Source organism: Rothia amarae (assembly GCF_042677725.1).
Taxonomy (GTDB): domain Bacteria; phylum Actinomycetota; class Actinomycetes; order Actinomycetales; family Micrococcaceae; genus Rothia; species Rothia amarae.
Genome location: NZ_JBHUCN010000014.1, coordinates 41120 through 65127, shown reverse-complemented (window position 1 = coordinate 65127; position 24008 = coordinate 41120). Strand labels below are relative to the sequence as shown.

The following is a 24008-nucleotide window of genomic DNA, read 5'->3' as shown; positions in this document are numbered from 1 at the left end:
TGCAACAGGAATCCTTCTTCCCATTGCACTTCTTATAGGAATAGCCCGAGAGCTTCCCGGATTATTAGCCAAGACGCTCGTCATAAATTTTTTGTGTTTCAGCGTCCAAAGTGACAACAGCATCCTTAGCCGCAGCATCCCCTACTGGCACTTCCCATTTAATGGAACCGTGTTCAAACTTCTGGATCTGGTAGGTAACGCCGTTTTCTACAACGGTTTTACCATCCTCAAGAGGAACACCTAGGAAAGCGTGAGGAGCGGTATCTCCTGAAGGGGTGGGGTTAGACCAGGCGGAGAAATCATTGTAGGTAAAGCGTCCGTCAAAGGGATAGAAGTAACCTAACCAATCAGAACGGTATGCGGCTGCCCCCGCTTTGGGAGTCCCATCTGCATTTGCTTTGATAATAATGGATGATGCTGGACCGTCTTGATAGAAGAGCGCTCCACCTGCCTCGTTGGGAAGACCCGGCAACTCGTAATAGTGTGCCTTGCTCCAGTCGACCTTGGCGGGATCGGTGGGAATCCAAACAGGTTCACGGTCGATATGCTCTGTGACTCTAGTCCCATCTGCATTCTCAACGGTGTAATACACCGACTGAGTCTTTTCTCCCCCAGCCCAGGCAGATTTACCATCGGCGGTAGTGAAAAGGGAGACTGCCCCGTTATAGAGGGGACCTCCACGTCCATCGCCGTATACTTCGGTTCCATCCCAAGTACCAAAATGGCTAGGGTTCTGCAGAAATTCGTCGTAGACGCGGTTGTCCATCACTCCAAACTCTCCTGATTGGGAGTCATAGATAAAGGCAAAGGCTTCACCTTTTTCTGCGTAGAGGTGATTACCGATTGGTACAAGATTTCCTGTGTAACCGTCTGCAGGAATATCAAGGCGTTGTCCAATGATCTTGGAGTAGGCTTTGGCACCCTCTAGGGAAATATGAATCGAGTGTTCTCCGGTAGCGGGGTTATACGTCACGGTGCCACCCTCAAACTGCTGGGTGTACGCTTTGTCCTGCCAGGCAGGCTGGGCAACAGGCATACCGAGAGCAGCTACTGGATCAAACGCAGTATTTTGGTACGCCCGCTCCCAGTTATTCCAATAGATATTGGTCTTGGCGAACAGGGGTACCTCATAAACAGTTGCACCAGCTTTTGGTTTCAAGTTGGCATCTGCTGCGACGACGTATGAGGTGGTGTCTGTGCGGAAGGTGAGGCGGTCACCGTTCCACTCATGGCTTGCTTTGGACCAGTCAATATTTGTGGGGATTTGGTTGTTTTCACCGGGAGCAGGAGGAGTAACTACCGAGGTAAAGCACTTCTTGGATGTAGCGCGATCCTTAATCCACTGTTTGCCTTCGACCGAGTTCAAATCGATAGAAGAACCAATAGTTGCTTTATCTCCACCCACGACGACGAGGTGGCGGGTTTTACCGTCAAATGTAGTAACTGAAGGGCCACAGAAAGCGTTATTCCAGGCGTCGCCCTCTAGAGCACCAACCGTACCAATGCCGCCAGCCTTCTCAAACGCCTGAGCACGCTCTGCACCGGTCAGCGCCTTGACACCGTTGCGGGAATTCCAGGTGATAACAGACTTCTCAAAAACCTGTTCACAACCTTTTCCTTTAACGCATTTCTCTGGTGAAACAGGATTACCATACTTAGCTGGGTCGGTCTTCCACAGCTTTGTAATCCCAGCTTGGGGATTCATATAAATGGCTGAAGCATCGGCCGCCTGTGCTGCGCCTGGAGCCAAGCTCATCAAGAAAGTAGCCGAAAGAAGGGTAGCGCTCAGTGTGCGTTGTTTTTTACCCATGAGTAATCTCCTCTAAAAGTGCATATATGTATGTAGGGATGTGCGAAAGACGCGGCTAAAGCAGGTAAAAATGCCTGTCAGCCGACTCTTAAAAGAATTACGGAAAATAAAGCTCTCACTCAGATATTACTCAGAGTTTTGAAAATTTGTCCCTATAACTGTGGGCTAAGGCGCAAAAATACCTGTGACTAGGGGAAATTATGCTAACCCCGTTTGACCCACAACTCGCATCCCCTCCCTGACAAGGGGATTTAAACATTTTTGGTGTTTCCTTCAAATCAAAAGATAGATATTTAAACGACAGATTACTGAGTGAGTGTCATTTTTACTGCGCACAGCGAGTTAAAGACTAAAAAGTTTATTACGAACTCAAGACGCTGATCAGGGGAACTTTTCATACTCAGAAGAGGATAGTGGCAAACGTGTTTTCTTCACTCATACCCAATGCTGCATAGAGTTTACGCGCCCGGGTATTGAAATCATTCACATACAAGCTGATGTGCGGAAAACGCGGCCTGATGAGCTGGAACGCCTGAGCAAGCAACGGCTCAGAGAGCCCAAACCCTCTGTAAGCAGGGTGTAGCCACACCCCTTGAATCTGGCAAACATCGGCATGCGCCAACCCCAAATCCGCCTTAAAAACCACCACGCCGTCGTCGTTCGTTGCCACCACAGACCGCCCGGTTCTAATGAATTCGTCGACTCTGCGGGCATAGCCTACAGGATCCCTAGACATAGGATCGTAGCCGACTTCTTCGGTAAACATAGCAACCGATGCCTTGAGCAAAGATTGGCGGTCTGAGGTCCTCGCCCAACGAGCGCCACCGGCAACGACCTGAGGTGCTTCTAAATCTGGGCGGTATAACGACTGCGCAGCCAGGCGTTCAAGCGAAACATCCAGAGGTAGATACAGAAGTGGTTGGTTCTCTCGGATCGACAATGCTTTGCCCATTTTAGGGGCAAGTAACTCCCAGAGGCCAAGGACGTCCTGTTGCGCTCCAAAAATGGAAGCTACTGTCCGAGACGAGCGAGCAATAACGGTTGCCACCTGAGCGCGGTAGGCATCAGGAATCACCAGAGGTACGCAGTTTGATCCCAGCCAAAACGCACCTACGAGGACGTGGGAAATCGGCGCTGCACTACGCAGTGGCTCTTCTCCATCGTCTTCTAGCTCTGAGGATGATGGACGAGCTTGGGAGATGGGGGAAAGAAATATATCGGCAATTTGTTTGATACGGGGGCTCAAACTAAGACCGCTCTGCCGCCGGTGCTGTTCAGGCTCTAACCCGGCGTTAGCTACGGGCGCCGTCGTCTCGTCGCTGGTCGGTTCAAAAATACCCATGAACCCGGCAGACGTTCGCAACGCCGGCATAGCTGACGACGCTGGCAACCCAAACAGATCAAGGTGCTCCGCTGCATAGAGAAAAGCTACCGGATCCGTGTTAATCATTGCTTCTAAATCAGCCCGATCCTCCATGGTGAGGGGGCGAATCAGCGCATCACGCGATGAACGCTGAAGAAATGAAAACACGTTTCCGGTGGCTTTCTCGTAGGAGATTCATCGAAGAGAACCTACGGCTGGCTATTTGACGGTGACCTCGGGCGCGGCATCATCTGGCACGAATTCACCGCGTGCTTCCATCTCAGAAGCAATACGGTTTGCTTCTTCGATGAGGGTAGGAACGATTTCTGATTCGGGTACAGTCTTGATGACTTCACCCTTCACAAAAATCTGGCCCTTTCCATTACCGGAAGCAACGCCCAAATCGGCTTCGCGAGCTTCGCCGGGTCCGTTGACGACACAACCCATGACGGCAACGCGCAGGGGAACCTTCATACCTTCGAGACCGGCTGAGACGCTTTCTGCAAGTTCCCATACATTCACCTGGGCGCGACCGCAGGAGGGGCAAGAAACAATATCGAGTTTACGAGGGCGCAGGTTCAGTGATTCAAGAATCTGAGAACCGACCTTTACCTCTTCAACAGGAGGAGCTGAGAGAGACACACGAATCGTATCGCCGATACCTTCAGAGAGCAGAGCGCCGAAAGCAGTTGCGGACTTAATAGTTCCCTGGAATGCAGGACCAGCTTCAGTCACGCCCAGGTGCAAGGGCCAGTCGCCCGCTGCTGCGAGCTGGCGGTAAGCCTCAACCATCACTACGGGGTCATTATGTTTCACTGAAATCTTGAAGTCGCGGAAGCCGTGCTCTTCAAACAATGAGGCTTCCCAAACTGCCGATTCCACCAGGGCTTCAGGGGTTGCCTTGCCGTATTTCTCCAGCAGGCGCGGGTCCAGAGAACCAGCGTTGACGCCGATACGGATAGAAGTACCGTGCTCCTGCGCTGCCTGAGCAATCTCTTTAACTTGGTTATCAAATTTGCGGATATTACCAGGGTTCACACGAACCGCGCCGCAACCGGCTTCAATCGCCTGGAAAACGTACTTGGGCTGAAAATGAATGTCAGCAATCACGGGAATCTGTGACTGCTTGGCGATGATTGGAAGCGCCTCGGCGTCCTTATCGGTGGGGCATGCAACACGAACGATATCGCAGCCTGCTGCAGTCAGTTCAGCGATTTGCTGTAGGGTCGAGCCGATATCGTGTGTCTTGGTCGTAGTCATCGACTGCACAGAAATAGGAGAATCTGAGCCTACGCCCACCGAACCGACGTTGAACTGGCGGGTTTTGCGGCGGGGGGCGAGTGTGGGCGCTGGTGCCGCTGGCATTCCTAGATTGACCGAAGCCAAGATAAATCCTCCAAAGTTTTTGCCTAGATACGTGAAAACCACGCATCACATCATCATCCTATTCTGCCACTTCATTCCCTCAGGAGCGATATAGGAGCAAAGTACATTTGCCCACGTTGTTCAGGGCGATCAGAGTGCGTTTGAATATGATGGAGACATGGCTTCTTCACTTTTGAAAATTCCCGCTGCCGGAGGCACACACGGCGTCGTTGTTTCAACCAACGTTGCCCGACCAATCCCCTGCCCTACCGGGGAAGATAAGATTTCGGGGATCAACAAACTGCCCCAGAAATTCATCTCGGTATTTGCTCCGGGGCCGAATTATGGTGACGGCTCAGGAGTAAAAGGTGATGCTATTGGAGACTGCAAACATCATGGAGGCGCCGATAAGGCAGTCTATGCTTTTGCTTTAGAAGAATTACAGTGGTGGTCTAAAGAAAATAGCAGCACCTATGAGTCGGGCGCTTTCGGGGAGAACCTGACGACGGAGGGCGTCGATTGGAGCACCGCAGTCATTAATCAAAAGGTACGCGTTGGGTCAGCTCTGTTGCAGGTGAGCGTGCCTCGCCAGCCCTGTCGCACGTTCGCCTCCTGGTTAGACCAAAAGGGCTGGGTCAAGTCTTTTACCCAGCACGGGGATTCTGGCTGCTACTTCAGAGTGCTTGAACCCGGCGTGATTTCTCCCGGTGATACCCTGGAATTTCTACCCGCGCCAGAGCATGGAATCACTATGGGTATGGCGTTTCGGGCGAAAATGGGCGATAAGGAGCTTGCGCGCCAGGTCTATGAAGCACAGTGCCTGCCATCGCACCACCATGAACAGCTGGCTAAACTACTCCGTATTAACCGCCCCTAGACCTTAGAAAATACTGACTGGCTTGAAAATATCGGCAAGAATCAGGATGCCGGACATCGCCAAGAACGCCCCGGCAACTATCCAGGTCAGTGGTAGGAGCTTGACGGGGTCGAAAGCCCCCGGCGAAGACTTTCCTCTCAGCTTTGCCCATATTTTACGAATCCCCTCCCAGAGAGCACCCAGCACGTGGCCACCGTCCAGCGGTAGTAAGGGAATCAGGTTGAAGACAAAGAGCATCAGGTTCATCGAGCCGATAAGCGAAACCAACGAAGCAACCTTGGAGTGCAGATCGATTTTGTCCGTTGCCGCTACTTCACCGGCGATTCGCCCCACGCCCACTACAGAAACCGGTGAATCTGCTGCTCGCTCACCGTTGGTCAGTAATGTCTGCGCCACACCCCAAACGCGGACAGGAAGTTTAATGAGGGTAGAACCAATCTGCTGCAAATTCTGCCCCACGGTAGGTAGTACATCGCTCACAGTGCCGGGAGTCAGTTCACTCGTCGGACCAACTCCGATGAAACCGACCTCCACAGTTTGATAGGTGCCATCGGCATTCTTCTCATACTGGCCCGTTAGCTCATTGAGCACAGGGCGCGCGGTGAGCATCGGCTCAATAGTAAGTTCGGTGCGCGTGCCATCGCGCTGCACCGTAACAGGCACACTCTGATTAGCGTGGGAGCGAATAAGTTCGCTCAGCTGATCCCAGGAACTGACCTCAGTTCCTGCAAACGACAGAATCTTATCCCCCGGTTCGATACCCGCCTCAGCCGCAGGAGATTGAGGCGCATCGTTTCCGCAACCATCCGAGGCAGCGTTATCGACGTTCGTGGCTGAGACCTTTTGAACGCACTGAGAAACTGATGAAATCGTGGTGGTAGGTTGCTGCTGACCAAAGCCCAAAATTAATACAGCAAGGCAAAGTACACCGATGAGTAAATTCATGGTGGGCCCGCCCAGCATGATAATGATTTTCTTCCAGACAGGTAACTGATAGAAAAGTCGCCCCTTATCGGTGGCAAGAATCCGTTTGGCGTCCGCGCGTCGGGCTTCATCATATATATCTGCTAGCGGTCCAGGTTTTTTCTGGGGGTCGCGCGTCGCCCCCGGAGGATACATGCCCACCATAGCGATATACCCGCCCAGCGGTATAGCTTTGAGCCCGTACTCTGTCTCGCCTCTTTTCACCGAAAACAGCGTTTTACCGAACCCAATCATGTACTGAGGTACTCTCACACGGAAAATTTTCGCAGGAACTAAATGCCCGATTTCATGGAGGGCAATCGAAGCGGCAATAGCAATGACCATCACCACCACACCACTGATAAAGAGTGCAACTCCCACTAAATTCTCCTGAACCGTCATTCGTTGAACAATCGTGCCTCCGTGAAGCATACACACGGAGCTCCCCGTAGCGATTACTCACGGGATGCTAGCTATCCAATCACGAAAACCTGTGGATAACCCAAAAGGTCATTTTTACACTAAGAATAAGGTTCAATTTACATAAACTTCACAAATGAAAATATAGAGAATAGTTTGGAAATTCTATTGAAGAGTTATCCTGCATAACATTTCTCATAAGCCTGATATTCTGCGGTTTTTGACCCTACTTCTACTCAAAATGACTCTTAACATTCTTGGTGCGGGGCTGACCTTCACGCAGCAATTTTATAGAGTAAGAGTATTCGAACATTCAATATTTTATTGAATAAAAGCACCTCTATAGGAGCACAACAGATGACCGTAACAGTAGACCGTCCAGATACCATCCAGCCCGATCAGAACGATCCAAAAACTGAAGCTTGGGCTGGGTTTGTTGGTGGTCCCTGGCAGGAGCATGTAGATGTCCGCGATTTCATCATGCGCAACTACACTCCCTTTGAAGGTAACGCTGATTTCCTTGCAGGTCCCACCGACAAGACCCTGCGTGTATGGGACACTCTAGAGAAGAAGTACCTCTCAGTTGAACGCGAACGCCGCGTCTACGATGTTGATACCGAAACTCCCGCTGAGATTGACGCTTTCGGCGCTGGCTACATTAGCGAAGACGACGACGTCGTCGTTGGCTTGCAAACCGATGTTCCTCTCAAGCGCGCCATGATGCCTAACGGCGGCTGGCGCATGGTTGAAACTGCAATCCGTGAAGCCGGTAAAGAACCCAACGAAGATGTCAAAAAGATCTTCACCGAGTACCGCAAGACCCATAATGAGGCAGTGTTCGATATCTACACTCCTCGCATTCGTGCGGCTCGTTCCTCTCACATCATCACCGGTTTGCCCGATGCATACGGTCGCGGTCGCATTATCGGAGACTACCGCCGTGTAGCCCTCTATGGTGTCGACTTCCTGATTTCTGAAAAGGAAATTGACAAGGATCGCGTAGCCGATCAGGGTTTCTCCGAGCACTGGGCGCGCTACCGTGAAGAGCACTCAGAGCAGATTAAGGCTCTGAAACGCTTGAAGAAGATGGCTGCCAAGTACGGCTTTGATATTTCTGGTCCTGCAAAGACCGCCAAAGAAGCTGTGCAGTGGACTTACTTCGGTTACCTCGCCTCCGTGAAATCCCAGGACGGCGCAGCTATGTCTATTGGTCGCCTCTCGGGTTTCTTGGACGCCTACTTTGAGCGCGATCTCAAAGCCGGTCTGATTACTGAATCTGAGGCTCAGGAAATCATTGATGCGCTGGTTATCAAGCTGCGCATCACCCGCTTCCTGCGCACTATTGATTACGATCAAATCTTCTCCGGCGATCCCTACTGGGCAACCTGGTCAGACGGTGGGTTCAGCGACGATGGTCGTACTCTGGTCACCAAGACCTCCTTCCGCCTGTTGCAGACCTTGCGTAACCTTGGCCCTGCTCCAGAGCCCAACATCACCATTTTCTGGGACGAGCGGTTGCCCGAAGGTTACAAAGAATTCTGCTCATCAATTTCTATTGAGACCTCATCCATTCAGTATGAATCTGATCCGCAGATTCGTGACCAGTGGGGCGACGATGCCGCTATTGCCTGCTGCGTTTCTCCGATGAAGGTCGGCAAGCAGATGCAGTTCTTCGGTGCGCGCGTCAACGCTGCGAAGGCTTTGCTGTACGCCATCAACGGTGGCCGCGACGAAGTGAGCGGCAAGCAAATCGTTGAAGGTCATGATCCTATTTCCGGTGACGGCCCCCTCGATTTCGATGAGGTCTGGCAGAAATATGAAGAGATGCTCGACTGGGTAATCGGTACCTACGTTGAGGCTTTGAACATCATTCACTACAGCCACGACAAGTACGCCTACGAAGCTATTGAAATGGCTCTGCACGATTCAGATATTATTCGCGCCATGGGCTGCGGCATTGCAGGTCTCTCCATCGTTGCGGACTCCCTGGCAGCTATCAAGTACGCCAAGGTCACCCCGATTCGCGATGAGACCGGTCTGATTGTGGATTACAAAACTGAAGGTGACTTCCCCGCCTACGGTAACGACGACGATCGCGCAGACGATATTGCTGCGACCATCGTTCACACGGTCATGAGCAAGATCAAAGCGATCCCCATGTACCGCGATGCAATCCCGACCCAGTCCGTACTTACCATTACTTCCAACGTGGTTTATGGCAAGGCAACGGGTAACTTCCCCTCCGGTCACCGCGCAGGCACGCCCTTCTCCCCCGGTGCAAACCCCGAGAACGGCATGGACACCCACGGGATGGTTGCCTCAATGCTTTCCGTCGGCAAACTGGATTACCAGGACGCCCTCGATGGCATCTCGCTAACCAACACCATCACGCCTACCGCGCTGGGTCGCACCAAAGACGATCAGGTCAAGAACCTCGTCGGTATTCTCGACGCTGGATTCTTGCCCGAAGAAGACTAATCAACCCCGGTAGGACGCCGAACCGCGCGCGTCCTACCACCACCCTTTCAACACAATTCATCAAGGAGAACATCATGGCAGTAAAAACTTTTGAAGAGCGTCTTGCATCAATGAAGGCTAACCGCGAGGCAAAGCCTGCAGGCCAGAAGGGCCTGTACCACGCGAACATCAATGTTTTGAATCGTGAAACTCTAGAAGATGCAATGGAAAACCCCGAGAACTACCCCAACCTCACCGTTCGCGTTTCAGGCTACGCAGTAAACTTTGTGCGCCTGACCCGCGAGCAGCAGATGGACGTTCTCTCCCGTACTTTCCACGCAGGCGCATAGAACTTTCACATCTTTGGGATAGGACTTTATGTCTTCAACAACGGTTACATTAGAAACCGGGTCGACGCTGGGAGAGCAAGATTTTGCTCCCCCGGCGTCTCGCCATGCAGGGGCAGGAACCTGGGGTCTGGGAGAGCAAACAGAATTTGAACGTAGCCAGCAACTCGCTCTGATGCGCGCGGGCAAGCTGGGTTCTGTGCACTCCTGGGAACTGGTGACGGCGGTAGATGGCCCCGGAACACGTATGACGGTGTTCATGAACGGATGCCCCTTACGCTGCCTCTACTGCCACAACCCCGATACTTTCAATATGAAAGACGGGCAACCCATTGAAGCTTCCGAACTCATCAAGAAGCTCAAGAGGTATAAAAAGGTTTTCCGCTCTACCGGCGGCGGTCTGACTATCTCCGGTGGTGAAGTACTCATGCAACGCGCTTTTGCGTGGAACTTGCTCATGAGTGCTAAGTCGATGGGCATTCATACCTGTATCGATACCTCCGGTTTTTTGGGGGCTGCGGCAACAGATGACTTTTTAGAGTCTGTTGATTTGGTGTTGCTCGACGTCAAATCGGGAGATGAAAAAATCTACCGTGCCCTCACCGGCAGAGCGTTGCAACCTACCATCGATTTTGGTGATCGTCTCACCGCGCTCGGCAAAGAAATCTGGATTCGGTTCGTTGTGGTCCCCGGATACACCGACTCGGTAGAGAACGTGGAGAAGGTCGCCGATATCGTCAGCAGATGGCGCACCGCTGTTTCACGCGTAGAGGTTCTGCCCTTCCACCAGATGGGTACCGACAAGTGGAAGTCTTTGGGGTTGGATTACAAACTCGAAGATGTCTCCCCTCCTACCAAAGAGGAGACCGAACGAGTGCGTGAGCAATTCCGTGCGCGTGGTCTGACCGTTTTCTAAACTTCATCCAGTGGTTTCGCTGTTCTTCTCAGCAGTGATCCTGACAGGGGTCAGCAACTTAAAAGACCGTGGCCGCAGGAAAATTCCTGCGGCCACGGTCAACACGTTTTTGATACTCCTCTATTGTGCCAGGATTTCGTTCGCACGTATACGAGCCCAGCGCTCTGCATGCAAAACTGAGTCCAAAGTCAAATCTTTTTCTTCGGTTTTGGCCTCAGATTGGTCGTGTTCGTCCAATACTTTGCCCACAGATTCAATGATGTCGGTAAAACGTATCTTCCCAGCATGAAATGCTGCTACAGCTTCTTCATTCGCCGCGTTAAAGACGGCGGGGAAGGTGCCGCCTCGACGTCCGGCGTCTTTAATCATGTTCACCGCAGGAAAGGCCTCGTGATCGAGGGGCTCAAAAGTCCATTCGGAAGCTTTACTCCAGTCACACGGCTGCGCGACCCCGGATATACGGTGCGGCCAGGTAAGACCCAGCGCGATGGGCAACAGCATGGTGGGCGGGCTTGCCTGGGCGATGGTCGAGCCGTCTACAAATTGCACCATCGAATGCACTACGGACTGACGGTGAACGGTTACATCAATCCGGTCTAGGTCAACGCCAAAGAGATGGTGGGCTTCAAGAACTTCCAAAGCCTTATTGACCATAGACGCCGAATTGGTGGTGACGACTAGACCCATGTCCCAGGTGGGGTGAGCTAGAGCTTGTTCGGGGGTTACCTCGCGAAGTTGCTCGTATCCCATACCGCGGAAAGGGCCGCCAGAAGCAGTCAAAATGAGCCGGTCCACTTCAGCATCGTGCCCGCTAGCGAGCGCCTGGGCAAGAGCTGAGTGCTCGGAGTCGACAGGAATCATCGGCTGCTCTAGCGGCGATGCGTCTACCGCTGCTTTGACCAATGCCCCGCCTGCAATGAGGGATTCCTTATTTGCCAACGCCACCTGCGAGTGCGCTTCGAGCGCAGCGAGGGTGGGCTGCAGTCCGATTGAACCGGTGATGCCGTTGAGGACGACGTCGGCGCCTGCTTGTGCGGCGCGTGTTGCAGCGTCTTGTCCCCAGATGATTTCTGGGCGGTAGGAGGAATCTGCTTGAGATTGGATTGCTTCTCTGAGCTGAGCTGCGTGTTCTGCAGTTCCCGACGTTGCTATGAGCTCGGGGCGGAACGCTACAGCCTGCTGAGCTAGCAGGTCTAAGGAGGATGTTCCCGCAGCCAGAGCCTTGACTCTCAATGGGGCGCCGTCATCGAAGGAAGGAACCCCAGCTAGTGAGTTGAGGTGCTCTATTACTTCAAGGCCTTGTGTACCGATGGAGCCAGTAGATCCCAGCAGGGTTACCGTGCGCGAACCGGAGAGAAACTCTTTGAGCTGTTCGGTTAGTTCTTGGCGGGATGAATTCAGGCGCTGTGTTGATCCAAATCTCATACGTTTAGTTTCTCATAGAAGAACAGCGCCACCGCTCTTTCGGGAAAGCGGTGACGCTGTTCGTCAGGTTGAAACTACAACTAGTTAGCCCACGATGTCGAAACTTTGCAGGCGTTTCTTGTCCTGCTTTGTCGATGAGTTTTGTAGGCTCAGCAGCTCGGAATAGATACCGCCTGATTGTGCTAGTTCTGTTGGTGAGCCGATCTCTTCGATCTTGCCGTTGCGCAAGGTGACGATTCGGTCAACTGCCGAGATAGTGGAGAGGCGGTGAGCAATGATGAGGGAGGTTCGCCCTACCATGAGCTCGTCGAGACCCTTTTGGACGGCGCGTTCTGCCTTGGTATCCAGTGCTGAGGTAGCTTCGTCCAGAATCAGGATGGGGGCGTCCTTGAGAATAGCTCGCGCTACGGCGATGCGTTGCTTCTGTCCTCCGGAGAGTTTCAAACCGCGCTCACCAATTACGGACTGGTAGCCATCTTTAAACCCGCGAATAAATTTATCTGCGTTAGCTTTGATGGCTGCTTGTTCTATTTCATCTTCGGTAGCGCCCGGACGTGCGTAGGCAATGTTCTCTGCGATAGTGCCAGAGAATAAGGAAGCGTCCTGGAACACCATGCCGATTTGCGAACGTAGCTTTTCAAGGTCGCCGCCAACGATGTCCATTCCGTCTACGGTTACTGAACCGGTACGAGGATCATATAGACCTTCTAGCAAGGCCATCAGGGTTGATTTGCCGCCGCCTGATTCGCTCACAAACGCAATCTTTTCTCCGCGCTTGATGGATAAATCGATATCATGCAGAACATCTTCCTCTCCCTCATAACCAAAGGTGACGTTATGGAAACGGATGATTTCTTCGCCAGGAGCCGCCTTGACCGGCTCTGGCTCCTGAGAGTGTTTACCTTCCGCAGTAATAGCCAGGGACCGCGGATCTGCCGGATGTTCCATCACCTTGAAGTAATCCTGCGAACCAGCGATGGCGCGCTGCGTAGCATCCACAATCCAACTCAGAGAAGTCACAGGAGCCACAGCCATGGTCATCAGCTGAATCAGCAAAACCATGTCGCCAATGGAGAAAAACCCCTGAATAGTGCGAACAAAAATAATCAGGTACAGCACAAAGAACATGATATTCAAGAACGCCAGGCGATAAATATCCATCAGGTGCCAGTAGCGGGACTGCTTCTGGGTTGTACCAATGGTGCGGTGAAACAGCTTGCTAAACAGGCCAAGCTCGCGGCGTTCCTGACCAAATGACTTCACCACGCGAATCTGTCCAATGACCTCGTTGAACCTGCCCGACGCCGCGTCAATATCCTGGTTCTTTTCCGTTTCCCACACCTGCCACTTCACACTGGTGCGGCTGGTCAGCCATAGGTACACGGGGAAGATAATAATCAGCAGGACGGCAAGCGGCCAGTAATACCAGCCGCTGATGGCAAGCACAGCCACGGTGGTAATCAGCATGGAAGACATCGTATTGGAGAACATTTGGATGAACCGAGCAATCTCAGTAATAGTACGGTTCAAACGCGAAATGATGGTGCCGGTAAGTTCTTCATCGAAATATGAGAGAGGAAGCGAGAGCAACTTGTCGAAGTAACGCACCGACAAGCTGGTACGCATGCGTTGGCTCATCACATCACCCAAATAGCCGCCCACGTTGTTAAAAATAGTGTTGAGCAACTGAGAGGCAAGATAAGCCACGGCAAACCATACGATAACGCTCAGACCGCGTGACTGGTCTCCATTGTGATAAGCAACCACCGTATCGGTAGCCCCTTTGATTACGAAGGGGGCAATCAGCGCGCTCGCTGAGGTAAGGATGGCGCACAGCATAATGCCGACATAGAAGGGGGTGAGTTCTTTAGTGGCTCGAAGAATGCGGAGAATACTGCTCAAGTGATGTGCCCTCGTCAGTGAAAGTAGTGTGAATCGTTTGATTTGAGTGTAGTTGGATAAGTAAATGCAGAGACAAAAAATTCCCCCCACCTTAGAGGTGAGGGGAATCTCTCAGCTGAGAGGAAGCTTAGCGCTTGTTAGCAACCAACTTGCCCCAGATGAAGAGAACGATTAAAGCACCGATGATGGAGGTGATGATAGTTCCAATGCCGATGTGGTTGATGCCGTTGGACAGACCGGGGATGAAGTTACCAATCAAACCGCCAAGGAATGCACCAATGATACCGAGAACCATAGTCGCGAGAATACCGCCACCCTGCTTACCGGGCATGATGAGTTTTGCTAGCGCGCCAGCAATCAGACCGAGAATAATCCAGCTAAGAATACCCAAGATGTTCTTCCTTTCTGCAGAGACAAACATCGTTATTAGTTCGCCTACTTATTAATGTAACTGTATTAGCATACACATACTTTTCAGGAAAACATGCGTTATGCAGACAAATTAGTAAGTAATCTGAGTTACAGGGAAAGTCTTCATTTTCAACGTCGTCACGCATCGTTTTAACATTCTGGGATAACTGACATCTGATGAAGATGCCCCTTTTCACACAACCGCGAAAAGGGGCATCATCAAACAACGACTAGCGCAAATCGAGCATGAGAGAAATGCACCTATCTAAGAAAGCGTCCACCTGAGTTTCTTCATAGCACATATCCCCCGTTGCACTAGAAAACACAGCATTGCGAATAACAGCCGGTGAGAGTTCTTCTGCCGAACGAAAATGGTCACGCAGCCGATTGCACAATGCGTCGACGTCCTTCACAAAATACCCTTTGGTGAGCTTATGAGATGGACGGCGGAAACGATGCCCTTCTGTTCGATTGAGGCGCCCCATCACCAACTCTGCCGTTTCTTCAACGGCATGCTCCCATGCGATTCGTCCGTGTTTTTCGATAAACAGACGACGCTCAAATTCGGCAAATCGATCTTCCACTCGATCGAGCGCATGATCGACGTCGGAAGGTGAATACCCGCCCTGCTCAGAGTCAAAGGTCTGCTGGCGAATATCAGCGGAGCTTTGAACACGGCTATCTGGAATGCCCTTCCGTAGTAGCTCAAAGTCATCCGCTAACCCCGCGAAGTACGCATCAACTTCAGTGCGCGAATACCCCTGCTGGTGTTCATCCACCACAATAAATTCGCCGATACTTGAAGTCTGTCGGTGCTTCACTAGCCCTCCAAATGTATTAAAAATAAATGGGTGCGGTAGAGAACTACCGCACCCATCATGCCACGAAGACCGAACAATTCAATGAAGCGATTAGGCAATCAGGGCAAAAAGAGCGAACAACACATAGCCAATGGCGAGGCAAAAAACAATGGAATCCAAGCGATCCATTACCCCACCATGACCGGGCAAAATATTGGACATATCTTTAATTCCGATTTCGCGTTTCACCATAGATTCAGCAAGGTCTCCTGTGGTTGCCGTAATCACCAGAAATACTGCTAGCACTACGCCGAACCACCAGGGCTCATCAATGAACATCGAAGCAATGATGCCCACGATGATGGAACCCACCATGGAACCGGCGAATCCCTCCCAGGTTTTCTTGGGTGAAATCTTAGGAGCCATAGGATGCTTGCCCCACAGAACCCCTGCGATATAGCCCCAGGTGTCATTACCGATTGCCATAATCAGAATCATAAAAATCTTGCCCGAGCCACCTTCTTCTCGGAAAAGAAGCATAGCCAGTGCCAGCATGAAAGGAACCCATGCAATCGCAAAGATTGACCCCATGACCGACATAATCATGCCGTCTTTTGAACCAAAAAGACGGAAAGCAATCAGGCAAAGAATCGAGGCAACGACGGCGAAAATCAGCCACTGACCGCCCCCCACATAAGCAATGAAAGGTAGCACCAGAGCAATCACAACAGCCGGTACTAGAGGAATCCCCATGCCGCGCTTCTGATTAATGCCGTTCACGATTTCCCAGGTACCCACGCCTGCTGCCGCAGCAGCCAAGCTGACCAAGAGCCAGGGAATAAAGAATAGGCCAATAATTAACAGCGAGCCAAGCACAACACCGACCCCAATAGCAGCGGGCAGGTTACGCCCTGCCCGCGACTTCTTAGGTTCGGGTTTCGTTTCAGTGAGCTGGCTCATCGATTAAACCTCGAGAAGCTCAGCTTCCTTGCGCTTGTAGAGCTCGTCGATGGAATCAACGTGCTTCTTCGTCAACGCATCGAGTTCCTTTTCACCGCGTGAACCTTCGTCTTCGCCAATTTCGCCGTCCTTGACAGCCTTTTCGATGGCGGTCTTTGCAGTACGACGGATGTTACGAACGGATACACGTGCTTCTTCAGTCTTATTTCCGACGAGCTTGATGTAATCACGACGGCGCTCTTCGGTCATCTCTGGCATGACAACGCGGATAACGTTACCGTCATTGGCAGGGTTAGCGCCCAAGTCAGAGTTGCGCAGTGCGTCTTCAATATCCTTCAACGCAGACTTGTCATAAGGAGTAATCAAGATAGTGCGAGCCTCGGGAGTCTGGAAAGAAGCCAGCTGCTGCATAGGAGTAGGAGTGCCGTAGTACTCTACAGTGATGGATGCAAAGAGTGAGGGGTTAGCTCGCCCCGTGCGTACATTAGCGTATTCGTTCTGCAGCGCAACAATGGCTTTGTCCATCTTGGTGCCTGCATCAGCGAGAGTTTCTTCAATCACCTGTGATCTCCTTTAGTAGATGTAGCGCTCAAGACGCTAAACGTATAGCTCTTTCCAGTCTAGTGGATTTAGTGAATGTGTGCTGAATTGGAAAAATCCAGTTACTCCTAGAAATTATGGGAACCGTACGGTGGCTACTACATATTCTTGAGCAGGGTTCTCTTCCCACTCACCCACCAGTAGTAATTCTCCGGGGGCGGGCACATAGGTTGCGGCGTCCTGCAACTTTTCGGGAAAGTCCACTACAAAGTTTCTTCTGATGCCATCAATCTCTATGCTGCCGGTACACGTGTACAGGGTGGATGCATTTATTTGAACCGTATTGAGATTCCACTGCCCAAATCGATGATTGCCTTCGCCTCGTACATCAAGGACGTGAACCTCCCGTTGCGATGGCAGGGCACCCTGTTCTTGCCCCAGAACAGTATCGAGCAGTTCTCCTATTGCAACCCGGTCTTTGGTCATAGGGCTCACCCACCGGCACCCTAGCACGCCATGCTCCAGAGTCAAAAGAGTTGTATCATCTGAAATTTTACGAGCACGGTAGGTCAAGGGAATCTGATACAGCTCCCCCGCCGCAGCAAGGCATACTAAGCTCTCAATCCCCACTTCTCCCTCACGATCAAGAAGCCTCCAACTTGCGTAGAGATCGCCGGTACCTATCAACCGATTCACTATGTGCGTTTTGGTCGGGTTCAACTGTGTCTTATAAATCTTTGCAATTTTTCGCATAGTATTTTTTCCTTTCCTCAAAAACAAAAAGGGTCCCTCCGCTACAAATATTTTTTGCAGCAGCGAGGAACCCAGATTGAGAGCCACAACTTAGGCGGTGACGAGCGTGCCCATCTCTTCACCCAAAATGGCGCGGGTAACGTTACCATCGCCCTGCATACCAAACACACGCATTGCCACGTTGTTGTCTTTGCACAGGGAGAACGCAGTCTGATCCATAACACGGATATTGCGCTGCAACGCCTCATCGTAGGTCAGGTGGTAAAGACGTTCCGCATCAGGATCCTTATTGGGATCCGCAGTGTAAATGCCGTCTACGCCATTCTTCGCTACCAGAACTTCATCTGCCTGAATTTCCAACGCACGCTGCGCTGCCACAGTATCAGTGGAGAAATAGGGTAGCCCTGCGCCTGCACCGAAAATAACCACGCGGTCTTTCTGCATATGGCGAATAGCGCGACGGGGGATGTAGGTCTCAGCAACCTGCGGCATAGTAATTGCCGACTGCACACGCGTGTCAATCCCCGCCTGCTCCAAGAAATCCTGCAGAGCCAACGAGTTCATCACGGTACCCAGCATTCCCATGTAGTCAGCACGTGAACGGTCCATACCAGCTTGGGACAGCTCAGCACCGCGGAAGAAGTTACCTCCACCAATCACAATAGAAGTCTCAACCTGGCCCACGGTTGCAGCAATCTGTTCCGCTACTCCGCGGATGACCTCAGTTGAAATACCGACTTGGCCACCGCCAAAAACCTCGCCCGAAAGCTTCAGGAGGACGCGACGTCGTCCTGTATCATCGCGATGGATAGCGGGGGTAGGTGCATCAGTCATCGAGGAACCTCTCATATCGGTATATTCGTATTATTTTGTGCCTCCAGGGCACCCTCTAGAACAGCATACGACAAAGGAGAGCACCGGAACCGGCACTCTCCTTTGTAATCGGCGAATCTGTGCACAAATCACACTGCACTTTCAGGCTAGTTCGAACTAACCTGAGGACTCACCTAAGGATTCAAAAAGAACTTATGCACCCACGCGGAAACGCTCGAAAGCGGTTGCGGTAGCACCGCTCTCTTCCAGAACCTTAGCTACAGACTTTGAGGAGTCCTTAGCGAAGTCCTGATCAAGAAGGGTGTTCTCCTTGTAGAAAGCCTTCAGCTTGCCTTCAACGATCTTAGGAATGATCTGCTCAGGCTTGCCCTCAGCTGCTGCGGTTTCCTCAGCAACACGCTTTTCAGCATCGACATCTGCTGCGGGAATAGCCTCAGAGTTCAGGTACTTGGGTGACATTGCAGCAATGTGAACTGCTACGTCGTGAGCAACGTCGTCCTTGCCTTCGCCGTCAACAGCGAGCAAAACGCCAACCTGCGCAGGAAGATCCTTGGAGGTCTTGTGCAGGTAAACAGCTACGGTCTCGCCCTCAACGCGTGCAACGCGACGAACAACAACCTTTTCGCCCAGCAGTGCGCCAGCGTCGGTGGTCAGTTCTTCAACGGTCTTGCCGTTGATAGAAGCTGCATTGAGTTCTTCAACGGTGGAAGCGCCTGACGCAATAGCTGCTTCAAGAACGTTGTTACCGAATTCGATGAAGGGGTCAGACTTAGCAACGAAGTCAGTTTCTGAGTTAACCTCAACCATGTAGCCAACGCCGTTTTCAACGCGTGCTGCTACAAGACCCTCAGCTGCTGCACGGCCTTCACGCTTGGTGATGCCCTTGAGGCCCTTCACGCGAATGATTTCCTGTGCCTTCTGCTGGTCGCCGTTAGCCTCGTCAAGAGCCTTCTTAACGTCGAGCATGCCAGCACCGGTCTTTTCGCGCAGAGCCTTGATGTCTGCTGCGGTGTAGTTCGCCATAGTGAACTCCTTGATTGTTTTAGTTCAAAGTTCTTATCTGCCCAGTATTTTACGCCCGGGACAATGTGAAAAGAAGACGGCGCCCACCTAAGTGGGCGGGCACCGTCCTACACAGCATAATTATTCTGCTGAAGCTTCGGTTGAAGCAGCTTCTTCGGTCTGAGCTGATTTCTCAGTCTTAGCTGATTCGTGCTGTTCGAGGAGCTCGCGCTCCCATTCAGCCATAGGCTCTTCAGCGGAGCCCTTACCGGACTTCTTGTTGTTGCGCTCCAAGAGACCTTCTGCAACAGCATCTGCGATAACGCGGGTCAGCAGGTTGACCGAGCGGATAGCGTCGTCGTTACCGGGGATGGGGAATGAAACCTCATCGGGGTCACAGTTGGTGTCGAGGATAGCGACAACGGGGATGTTGAGCTTCTGAGCTTCGTCAACTGCAAGGTGTTCCTTCTTGGTGTCAACGATCCACACCAATGAAGGTGCCTTCTTCAGATCGCGGATACCGCCGAGGGTCTTCTCCAGCTTTTCGTGCTCGCGGCGAAGAAGCAGCAGTTCCTTCTTGGTGAACTGTGAGCCTGCTACGTCGTCAAAGTCAATCTGCTCAAGTTCCTTCATACGATCGATTCGCTTGGAAACGGTCTCGAAGTTAGTGAGCATACCACCGAGCCAGCGGTGGTTAACGTAAGGCATGTTAACGCGGGTAGCCTGTTCAGCAATAGCTTCCTGAGCCTGCTTCTTGGTACCAACGAAAAGTACGGTGCCACCGTGAGCAACGGTTGACTTTACAGCTTCGTATGCCTGGTCAATGAAAGCCAATGACTGCTGCAAGTCAATGATGTAGATACCATTGCGCTCGGTGAAAATGAAACGCTTCATCTTGGGGTTCCAGCGGCGGGTCTGGTGACCAAAGTGAACACCGGAATCAAGAAGCTGACGCATAGTTACGACGGGCATGTCGTCTCCTTTGTAGCCGTGCCGACCCCTTATTCAAGGCTAGCCGTACACGCGCATAGTAGTTATCGGTTACATGTTGAGCTTTAGCTCGTCCTGGAAATACTCAGATTCTCTGCTTATCAGCAGATCCTCTCAGGCCTTCACCGGCTGATGCCGGACCGAAAGTCCCTTCGCTTCTCTCTTCACTCACAAGCGAGTTCGATTAGCTTTGTATTTCGCGTTGTCAGATCAGATGGTTTCCCCTCTGATAAATACCGTATGTAATCGGTATTTTTTACTCTTCTCTGATCACAGAAATGATTTCGAGCACGGATAACCCGCACAGAGCAAACTGCAATGTTCAACTATACAGTATTTGTCCCGATTGTGGAGGTCACTGCGTCCGCTTAAACCGGGCTCGAAAAGTAGGTTACACGGCGTTAGATCACCGCTTCGTTCTTAACTTTGCGTACTGAAGCTTGTGGATAATCAAAAAATCGGTGTATTTAGGGCAAAGATATCCACAATTTTTGTAAAACGTATTTTGGGGTGAGATTTTCTGATGAGCTAAGAGACGACCGAACATATTTCTCAAGGACTTCAAATGCCCCGGTTATGTAACTCTTTCAGAGCAGTTCTTCATCTACGCACGGTACTCATCTGCTGGTTCGTCGTGCTGCTATTTACACATGCGCTTGCTCTATCTCCTGCGATTTCTAGCGAATATCCACGCTGGCAATGGCCTACCCATCAGGGTGCGCAAGTTCTGCGCAACTTTGACAAGCCTGCTCAAAAATGGAACTCCGGGCATCGCGGGGTGGATTTAGCGGCAGACGACGCAACGGTTCGCTCCCCCGCTGCGGGAAAAGTCGTGTTTGCCGGCAAAGTAGTAGACCGCACAGTGATAACGATTGAACATGAGGACGGACGTCGTTCAAGCTTCGAACCCGTCGCTCAACCGTTAAAAGTGGGCACAGCTGTAAAGGCGGGAGAGAAAATCGCCGAGATAGATCCGGCGATTTCTCACTGCTCCCAGCTATGTATCCATTGGGGCGTTCGAGAAGGCACCGGCAAATCCGCCGAATACCTCAACCCTTTGCTCTTTTTAGGGGTAGAAGATCCAAGCGTCCTGCTACCGATTGGTGAAGACTTTGCGGCGTAGCAAGCTGAGAGGGGCGATGTGACCGGCGTAGCTCGTTTTGACCAGATATACCTGGTCAAAACGAGCGTAGACGGTCAGTCACTTATCACCGCGGAGATGACTAGGGCAAGAAAAAAGTCGTCCCAGTCGGATTCATACCGACCGGAACGACTTATCACATGGTAGCTTCCCACGAGCTAACCTCTGTAGGGCCTGCGGGACTTGAACCCGCGACCAAGGGATTATGAGTCCCCTGCTCTAACCAGCTGAGCTAAAGCCCCCCGCTGTTTCTATAAACAACTCTTATAGATTACCTGAGATAATCAAAAATTCTAAAATTGTTTGCGTGCCTTCGTGGAACTACCTTTAGTTTTTGTGCTGGCTCGCTACGAATTCATAGTACTTCTGGCTGGACGTATAAAGAGATTCGAACATGTCCCATGTCTTCTTCGCCGCGTGCTTTTTCACCATTTCGTGGCTATAAGCGCCCATCGCTTTCCGTTCAGCTTGAGGGAGTTCCAGAATAAAGCCTAGTTTCTCAGCAAGATCGGAAGAATTACCTGGTTCAAACAGAAAACCGTTTTTTCCCTCTTCTACCAAGTGAGGTAGCGCGAGCGCATTAGCGAGCACCAACGGGCGCGAAGCACTCATAGCCTCCAGCGTCACTAAAGATTGCAATTCAGCAGTACCTGGCTGACAGAATACATTTGCTCTCAGATAGCCTTCGCGTAGCTCTTCATCGCTGACGTATCCCAAGAATCGAACACGGTCTTCGACTCCGCATTCCTGCGCCTTCTTCTGCAGAGTTTCTAAGATTTCTCCAGTGCCCGCGATTTCTAACATCACGTGGTTGAGACGCGATGGTAACTGCGAAAACGCTTCAATCAGTACATCGATGTTTTTCTCAATCGCCAGGCGTCCAGCGAAGAATATCCGCATTTCTTCTGGATTTTTAGAAATGACTTCATCAGGATTTGGCTCGTAATCAGCCAATTCAATCCCATTGGAAATTGGAATAACTGGTTTCTTGAAATGTCCCGATTCTTTCATCGCTTTAGCCGCGATGGGAGTCGGGGTCGTTACGATCTGGGCACGCTCCAAAATACGGCGCATATCCCCCCAGCTGAAACGTGCAAAAGCATCATTGAACCACTGGGGAAAAGGTAGAAATGGGTCAAGGTTCTCCGGCATAAAGTGGTTGGTTGCAATAATGCGAATACCTCGCCGTTTAGCCTGTAGCACCAGAACACGCCCCACAATATAGTGGCACTGAACGTGCACGACGTCGGGCTTTACGTCGTCGAGAATCTGACCTACTTCACGCCATATACCCCAGGGCGTACAAATACGGATGTAGGGGTGGGTAGGTGCGTGGTGAGATACTAGACGATGCTCTGTGATGCCGTCTACCAGTCGTTTCTCGCTCTTCGCCTCATCGGGGTTAGCAGCTACCACATGAACTTGATGCCCTCGATCCTTCATAGCTACCGCCAACCGATGTCCGAATTGAGCAGCACCGTTAATATCTGGTGGGTAAGTATCGGCGCCAATCATGATGGTCAGGAGGCCAGTGGTCATCTGTGTTTGCACCTATTCACGTCTTGAGGATTGAAAGCTCTTTTTCAATTGTGCCATGTTCAGATTGAAGCTTGCCACGAGGATGCTGTATTAAGGGGGAAAATATAGGCGTCCGGACGACGGCGCACACCTGTGCGGTTACAGAAAAACGCCCCGTACCTTTCGGTACGAGACGTTCATCTTTTATGTGCTCTTAGAGTCTTTAGCGCTTGATAAGTTTTCCGAGGAATACAAAGAACGCGCTGACAGATGCTGCAAGAGCTGCGAATGAACCCCAGCGGGCTTTGAGGGCTTCAGGGTCAGTTGCATTCTGGGTGAACTGACGACCGTGAGATGCGAACTTTACTTTTGCCTCGCCGGGAGCGTTCTGAACATTAGCCTTGGAGCCAGCAACCAGGTTGGTACCTTCGGACTTCACGCTGTTAACCTGTAGGTCTAGGTCATCGCGAAGAGTCTTGAGGTGTTCACGGCGCTGGTTGGTTCGCTGCTTGAGCTGGTCTTCGTTAGCGGCAGGAGCCTGCCCGCCTTCCTTCTCAGCTTCTTCCTTTTCAGCAGCCTTCTTGGCTTCCTTCTCTTCCTGCTTTGCCTTCGCCTTTTCTTCCTGTTCACGCTTCAAACGTGAGGAATTCATGGCGGAGCCATCTTTGAGAACACCCAAGTCGTAGAGAACACCGAAGATTGCGGATTCGGGCTTGAACGGAAGTTGCTTCTTGATCATGCCGATGCCGATGAGAACAAAAATTGCGGTGAGAATCAAGAACACTGCTGCGAGAATGAGTGCTGCGAGCCAGCCGGGCATAATCTCTGCCAGGCCTAGAATAGCTGCGCTCACCAATGCAATGAGCATGCAGAGAGCGAAGAAAAGACCAACAGCGGCAACCGCTGCGCCCTTACCTACGCCAATGCCTTTATCTTTGAGTTCAAATTTTGCAATCTGAATCTCGTCTTTAATCTGTTTGGGCGCTAGACGACCGATAACCTTAGTGGCATCGATAGAACGGCTTGCGCTTTCCTTGAGATTTGCAAAGGCTGTGCGTACACGGGGGCCTTTTGCTGCATCAGTGCGAACACCTTCAACGCGGACGCTTTCTGCGCGTGCGCTGTCGGGGTTGACTGTTACGATTTTCTCGGTCATACCCTACCTCTAAACTAAGTTTACTTTGGTTTTAGTGTATCAGCCCTTTAGTTTATAC

21 protein-coding genes and 1 tRNA gene are annotated in these 24008 nt (G+C 51.5%); 5 read left to right on the top strand and 17 right to left on the bottom strand.

The window, feature by feature from the left end; translation table 11 throughout:
• Positions 1 to 64 precede the first annotated feature (64 nt).
• The 3 genes from ACFR81_RS09260 to ispG all read right to left on the bottom strand — a co-directional run bounded on the left by ACFR81_RS09260 (position 65) and on the right by ispG (position 4559).
• Complete coding sequence (locus ACFR81_RS09260; RefSeq protein ID WP_145174815.1) at positions 65 to 1810, bottom strand: hypothetical protein; 1746 nt, start codon at positions 1808 to 1810, stop codon at positions 65 to 67.
• A 400-nt stretch (positions 1811 to 2210) separates the two neighbouring features.
• Positions 2211 to 3341, bottom strand: coding sequence for a GNAT family N-acetyltransferase (locus ACFR81_RS09255; protein WP_343875700.1), 1131 nt, complete (start codon positions 3339 to 3341; stop codon positions 2211 to 2213).
• Positions 3342 to 3392: 51 nt separating this feature from the next.
• The gene (gene ispG / locus ACFR81_RS09250) at positions 3393 to 4559 is read right to left on the bottom strand and encodes a flavodoxin-dependent (E)-4-hydroxy-3-methylbut-2-enyl-diphosphate synthase (RefSeq protein WP_068168169.1); all 1167 of its coding nucleotides are present in this window, start codon (positions 4557 to 4559) and stop codon (positions 3393 to 3395) included.
• A 157-nt stretch (positions 4560 to 4716) separates the two neighbouring features.
• Here ispG and ACFR81_RS09245 point away from each other — a divergent pair, with 157 nt between their 5' ends.
• Positions 4717 to 5415, top strand: a complete 699-nt coding sequence (locus ACFR81_RS09245) for an MOSC domain-containing protein (protein WP_343875703.1) — start codon at positions 4717 to 4719, stop codon at positions 5413 to 5415.
• 3 nt (positions 5416 to 5418) lie between these two features.
• Here ACFR81_RS09245 and ACFR81_RS09240 read toward each other — a convergent pair whose 3' ends face one another.
• Positions 5419 to 6810 carry a M50 family metallopeptidase gene (locus tag ACFR81_RS09240; RefSeq protein WP_318275055.1) on the bottom strand — a complete coding sequence of 464 codons (1392 nt, stop codon included), beginning with the start codon at positions 6808 to 6810 and terminating at the stop codon, positions 5419 to 5421.
• 345 nt (positions 6811 to 7155) lie between these two features.
• Here ACFR81_RS09240 and ACFR81_RS09235 point away from each other — a divergent pair, with 345 nt between their 5' ends.
• The 3 genes from ACFR81_RS09235 to pflA all read left to right on the top strand — a co-directional run bounded on the left by ACFR81_RS09235 (position 7156) and on the right by pflA (position 10518).
• Positions 7156 to 9276, top strand: a complete 2121-nt coding sequence (locus ACFR81_RS09235) for a pyruvate formate lyase family protein (RefSeq protein WP_068167911.1) — start codon at positions 7156 to 7158, stop codon at positions 9274 to 9276.
• 74 nt (positions 9277 to 9350) lie between these two features.
• Complete coding sequence (gene grcA2, locus ACFR81_RS09230; protein WP_068167909.1) at positions 9351 to 9605, top strand: autonomous glycyl radical cofactor GrcA2; 255 nt, start codon at positions 9351 to 9353, stop codon at positions 9603 to 9605.
• A gap of 28 nt (positions 9606 to 9633) precedes the next feature.
• On the top strand, positions 9634 to 10518 hold the full coding sequence (gene pflA / locus ACFR81_RS09225; protein WP_145174803.1) for a pyruvate formate-lyase-activating protein: 885 nt from the start codon (positions 9634 to 9636) through the stop codon (positions 10516 to 10518).
• A 120-nt stretch (positions 10519 to 10638) separates the two neighbouring features.
• Here pflA and dxr read toward each other — a convergent pair whose 3' ends face one another.
• From dxr to rpsB, 10 genes are all read right to left on the bottom strand, one after another.
• A complete protein-coding gene (gene dxr / locus ACFR81_RS09220) occupies positions 10639 to 11943 on the bottom strand; it encodes a 1-deoxy-D-xylulose-5-phosphate reductoisomerase (protein ID WP_343875707.1) in 1305 nt (434 codons plus the stop codon).
• A gap of 84 nt (positions 11944 to 12027) precedes the next feature.
• Complete coding sequence (locus ACFR81_RS09215) at positions 12028 to 13845, bottom strand: ABC transporter ATP-binding protein (protein WP_068167903.1); 1818 nt, start codon at positions 13843 to 13845, stop codon at positions 12028 to 12030.
• Between the two features lie 127 nt (positions 13846 to 13972).
• The gene (locus ACFR81_RS09210) at positions 13973 to 14236 is read right to left on the bottom strand and encodes a GlsB/YeaQ/YmgE family stress response membrane protein (protein ID WP_145174794.1); all 264 of its coding nucleotides are present in this window, start codon (positions 14234 to 14236) and stop codon (positions 13973 to 13975) included.
• 250 nt (positions 14237 to 14486) lie between these two features.
• A complete protein-coding gene (locus ACFR81_RS09205; protein ID WP_343875710.1) occupies positions 14487 to 15077 on the bottom strand; it encodes a DivIVA domain-containing protein in 591 nt (196 codons plus the stop codon).
• Positions 15078 to 15167: 90 nt separating this feature from the next.
• Positions 15168 to 16016 carry a phosphatidate cytidylyltransferase gene (locus ACFR81_RS09200; RefSeq protein WP_068167900.1) on the bottom strand — a complete coding sequence of 283 codons (849 nt, stop codon included), beginning with the start codon at positions 16014 to 16016 and terminating at the stop codon, positions 15168 to 15170.
• A 3-nt stretch (positions 16017 to 16019) separates the two neighbouring features.
• A complete protein-coding gene (frr, locus tag ACFR81_RS09195) occupies positions 16020 to 16577 on the bottom strand; it encodes a ribosome recycling factor (RefSeq protein WP_145174787.1) in 558 nt (185 codons plus the stop codon).
• Positions 16578 to 16691: 114 nt separating this feature from the next.
• On the bottom strand, positions 16692 to 17309 hold the full coding sequence (locus ACFR81_RS09190) for a maltokinase N-terminal cap-like domain-containing protein (RefSeq protein WP_068167898.1): 618 nt from the start codon (positions 17307 to 17309) through the stop codon (positions 16692 to 16694).
• 90 nt (positions 17310 to 17399) lie between these two features.
• On the bottom strand, positions 17400 to 18143 hold the full coding sequence (gene pyrH, locus ACFR81_RS09185; RefSeq protein WP_145174784.1) for a UMP kinase: 744 nt from the start codon (positions 18141 to 18143) through the stop codon (positions 17400 to 17402).
• 192 nt (positions 18144 to 18335) lie between these two features.
• Complete coding sequence (tsf, locus tag ACFR81_RS09180) at positions 18336 to 19166, bottom strand: translation elongation factor Ts (RefSeq protein WP_068167893.1); 831 nt, start codon at positions 19164 to 19166, stop codon at positions 18336 to 18338.
• A gap of 120 nt (positions 19167 to 19286) precedes the next feature.
• Positions 19287 to 20117, bottom strand: a complete 831-nt coding sequence (gene rpsB, locus ACFR81_RS09175; protein WP_068167890.1) for a 30S ribosomal protein S2 — start codon at positions 20115 to 20117, stop codon at positions 19287 to 19289.
• A 583-nt stretch (positions 20118 to 20700) separates the two neighbouring features.
• Here rpsB and ACFR81_RS09170 point away from each other — a divergent pair.
• Entirely contained in the window at positions 20701 to 21258 is a 558-nt protein-coding gene (locus tag ACFR81_RS09170; RefSeq protein WP_145174781.1) for a M23 family metallopeptidase, read from the top strand.
• A 186-nt stretch (positions 21259 to 21444) separates the two neighbouring features.
• Here the strand turns inward: ACFR81_RS09170 and ACFR81_RS09165 are convergent.
• The 3 genes from ACFR81_RS09165 to ACFR81_RS09155 all read right to left on the bottom strand — a co-directional run bounded on the left by ACFR81_RS09165 (position 21445) and on the right by ACFR81_RS09155 (position 23950).
• Positions 21445 to 21518 (bottom strand) — tRNA-Ile (locus tag ACFR81_RS09165).
• Between the two features lie 85 nt (positions 21519 to 21603).
• Positions 21604 to 22815 (bottom strand): glycosyltransferase, encoded by a 1212-nt coding sequence (locus tag ACFR81_RS09160; protein WP_145174778.1) that lies wholly within the window; start codon positions 22813 to 22815, stop codon positions 21604 to 21606.
• A gap of 202 nt (positions 22816 to 23017) precedes the next feature.
• Positions 23018 to 23950, bottom strand: a complete 933-nt coding sequence (locus tag ACFR81_RS09155) for a phage holin family protein (protein WP_083147076.1) — start codon at positions 23948 to 23950, stop codon at positions 23018 to 23020.
• Between the last annotated feature and the right edge of the window lie 58 nt (positions 23951 to 24008).

Coding starts and splice junctions, on each gene's coding strand:
- ACFR81_RS09240 (WP_318275055.1), bottom strand. CDS start 6,810: ATGCTTCACGGAGGCACGATTGTTCAACGAATGACGGTTCAGGAGAAT.
- ACFR81_RS09190 (WP_068167898.1), bottom strand. CDS start 17,309: ATGCGAAAAATTGCAAAGATTTATAAGACACAGTTGAACCCGACCAAA.
- ACFR81_RS09160 (WP_145174778.1), bottom strand. CDS start 22,815: ATGACCACTGGCCTCCTGACCATCATGATTGGCGCCGATACTTACCCA.
- ACFR81_RS09260 (WP_145174815.1), bottom strand. CDS start 1,810: ATGGGTAAAAAACAACGCACACTGAGCGCTACCCTTCTTTCGGCTACT.
- grcA2 (WP_068167909.1), top strand. CDS start 9,351: ATGGCAGTAAAAACTTTTGAAGAGCGTCTTGCATCAATGAAGGCTAAC.
- ACFR81_RS09170 (WP_145174781.1), top strand. CDS start 20,701: ATGCCCCGGTTATGTAACTCTTTCAGAGCAGTTCTTCATCTACGCACG.
- ACFR81_RS09155 (WP_083147076.1), bottom strand. CDS start 23,950: ATGACCGAGAAAATCGTAACAGTCAACCCCGACAGCGCACGCGCAGAA.
- rpsB (WP_068167890.1), bottom strand. CDS start 20,117: ATGCCCGTCGTAACTATGCGTCAGCTTCTTGATTCCGGTGTTCACTTT.
- tsf (WP_068167893.1), bottom strand. CDS start 19,166: ATGGCGAACTACACCGCAGCAGACATCAAGGCTCTGCGCGAAAAGACC.
- dxr (WP_343875707.1), bottom strand. CDS start 11,943: ATGAGATTTGGATCAACACAGCGCCTGAATTCATCCCGCCAAGAACTA.
- ACFR81_RS09235 (WP_068167911.1), top strand. CDS start 7,156: ATGACCGTAACAGTAGACCGTCCAGATACCATCCAGCCCGATCAGAAC.
- ACFR81_RS09200 (WP_068167900.1), bottom strand. CDS start 16,016: ATGAGCCAGCTCACTGAAACGAAACCCGAACCTAAGAAGTCGCGGGCA.
- ACFR81_RS09245 (WP_343875703.1), top strand. CDS start 4,717: ATGGCTTCTTCACTTTTGAAAATTCCCGCTGCCGGAGGCACACACGGC.
- pyrH (WP_145174784.1), bottom strand. CDS start 18,143: ATGACTGATGCACCTACCCCCGCTATCCATCGCGATGATACAGGACGA.
- pflA (WP_145174803.1), top strand. CDS start 9,634: ATGTCTTCAACAACGGTTACATTAGAAACCGGGTCGACGCTGGGAGAG.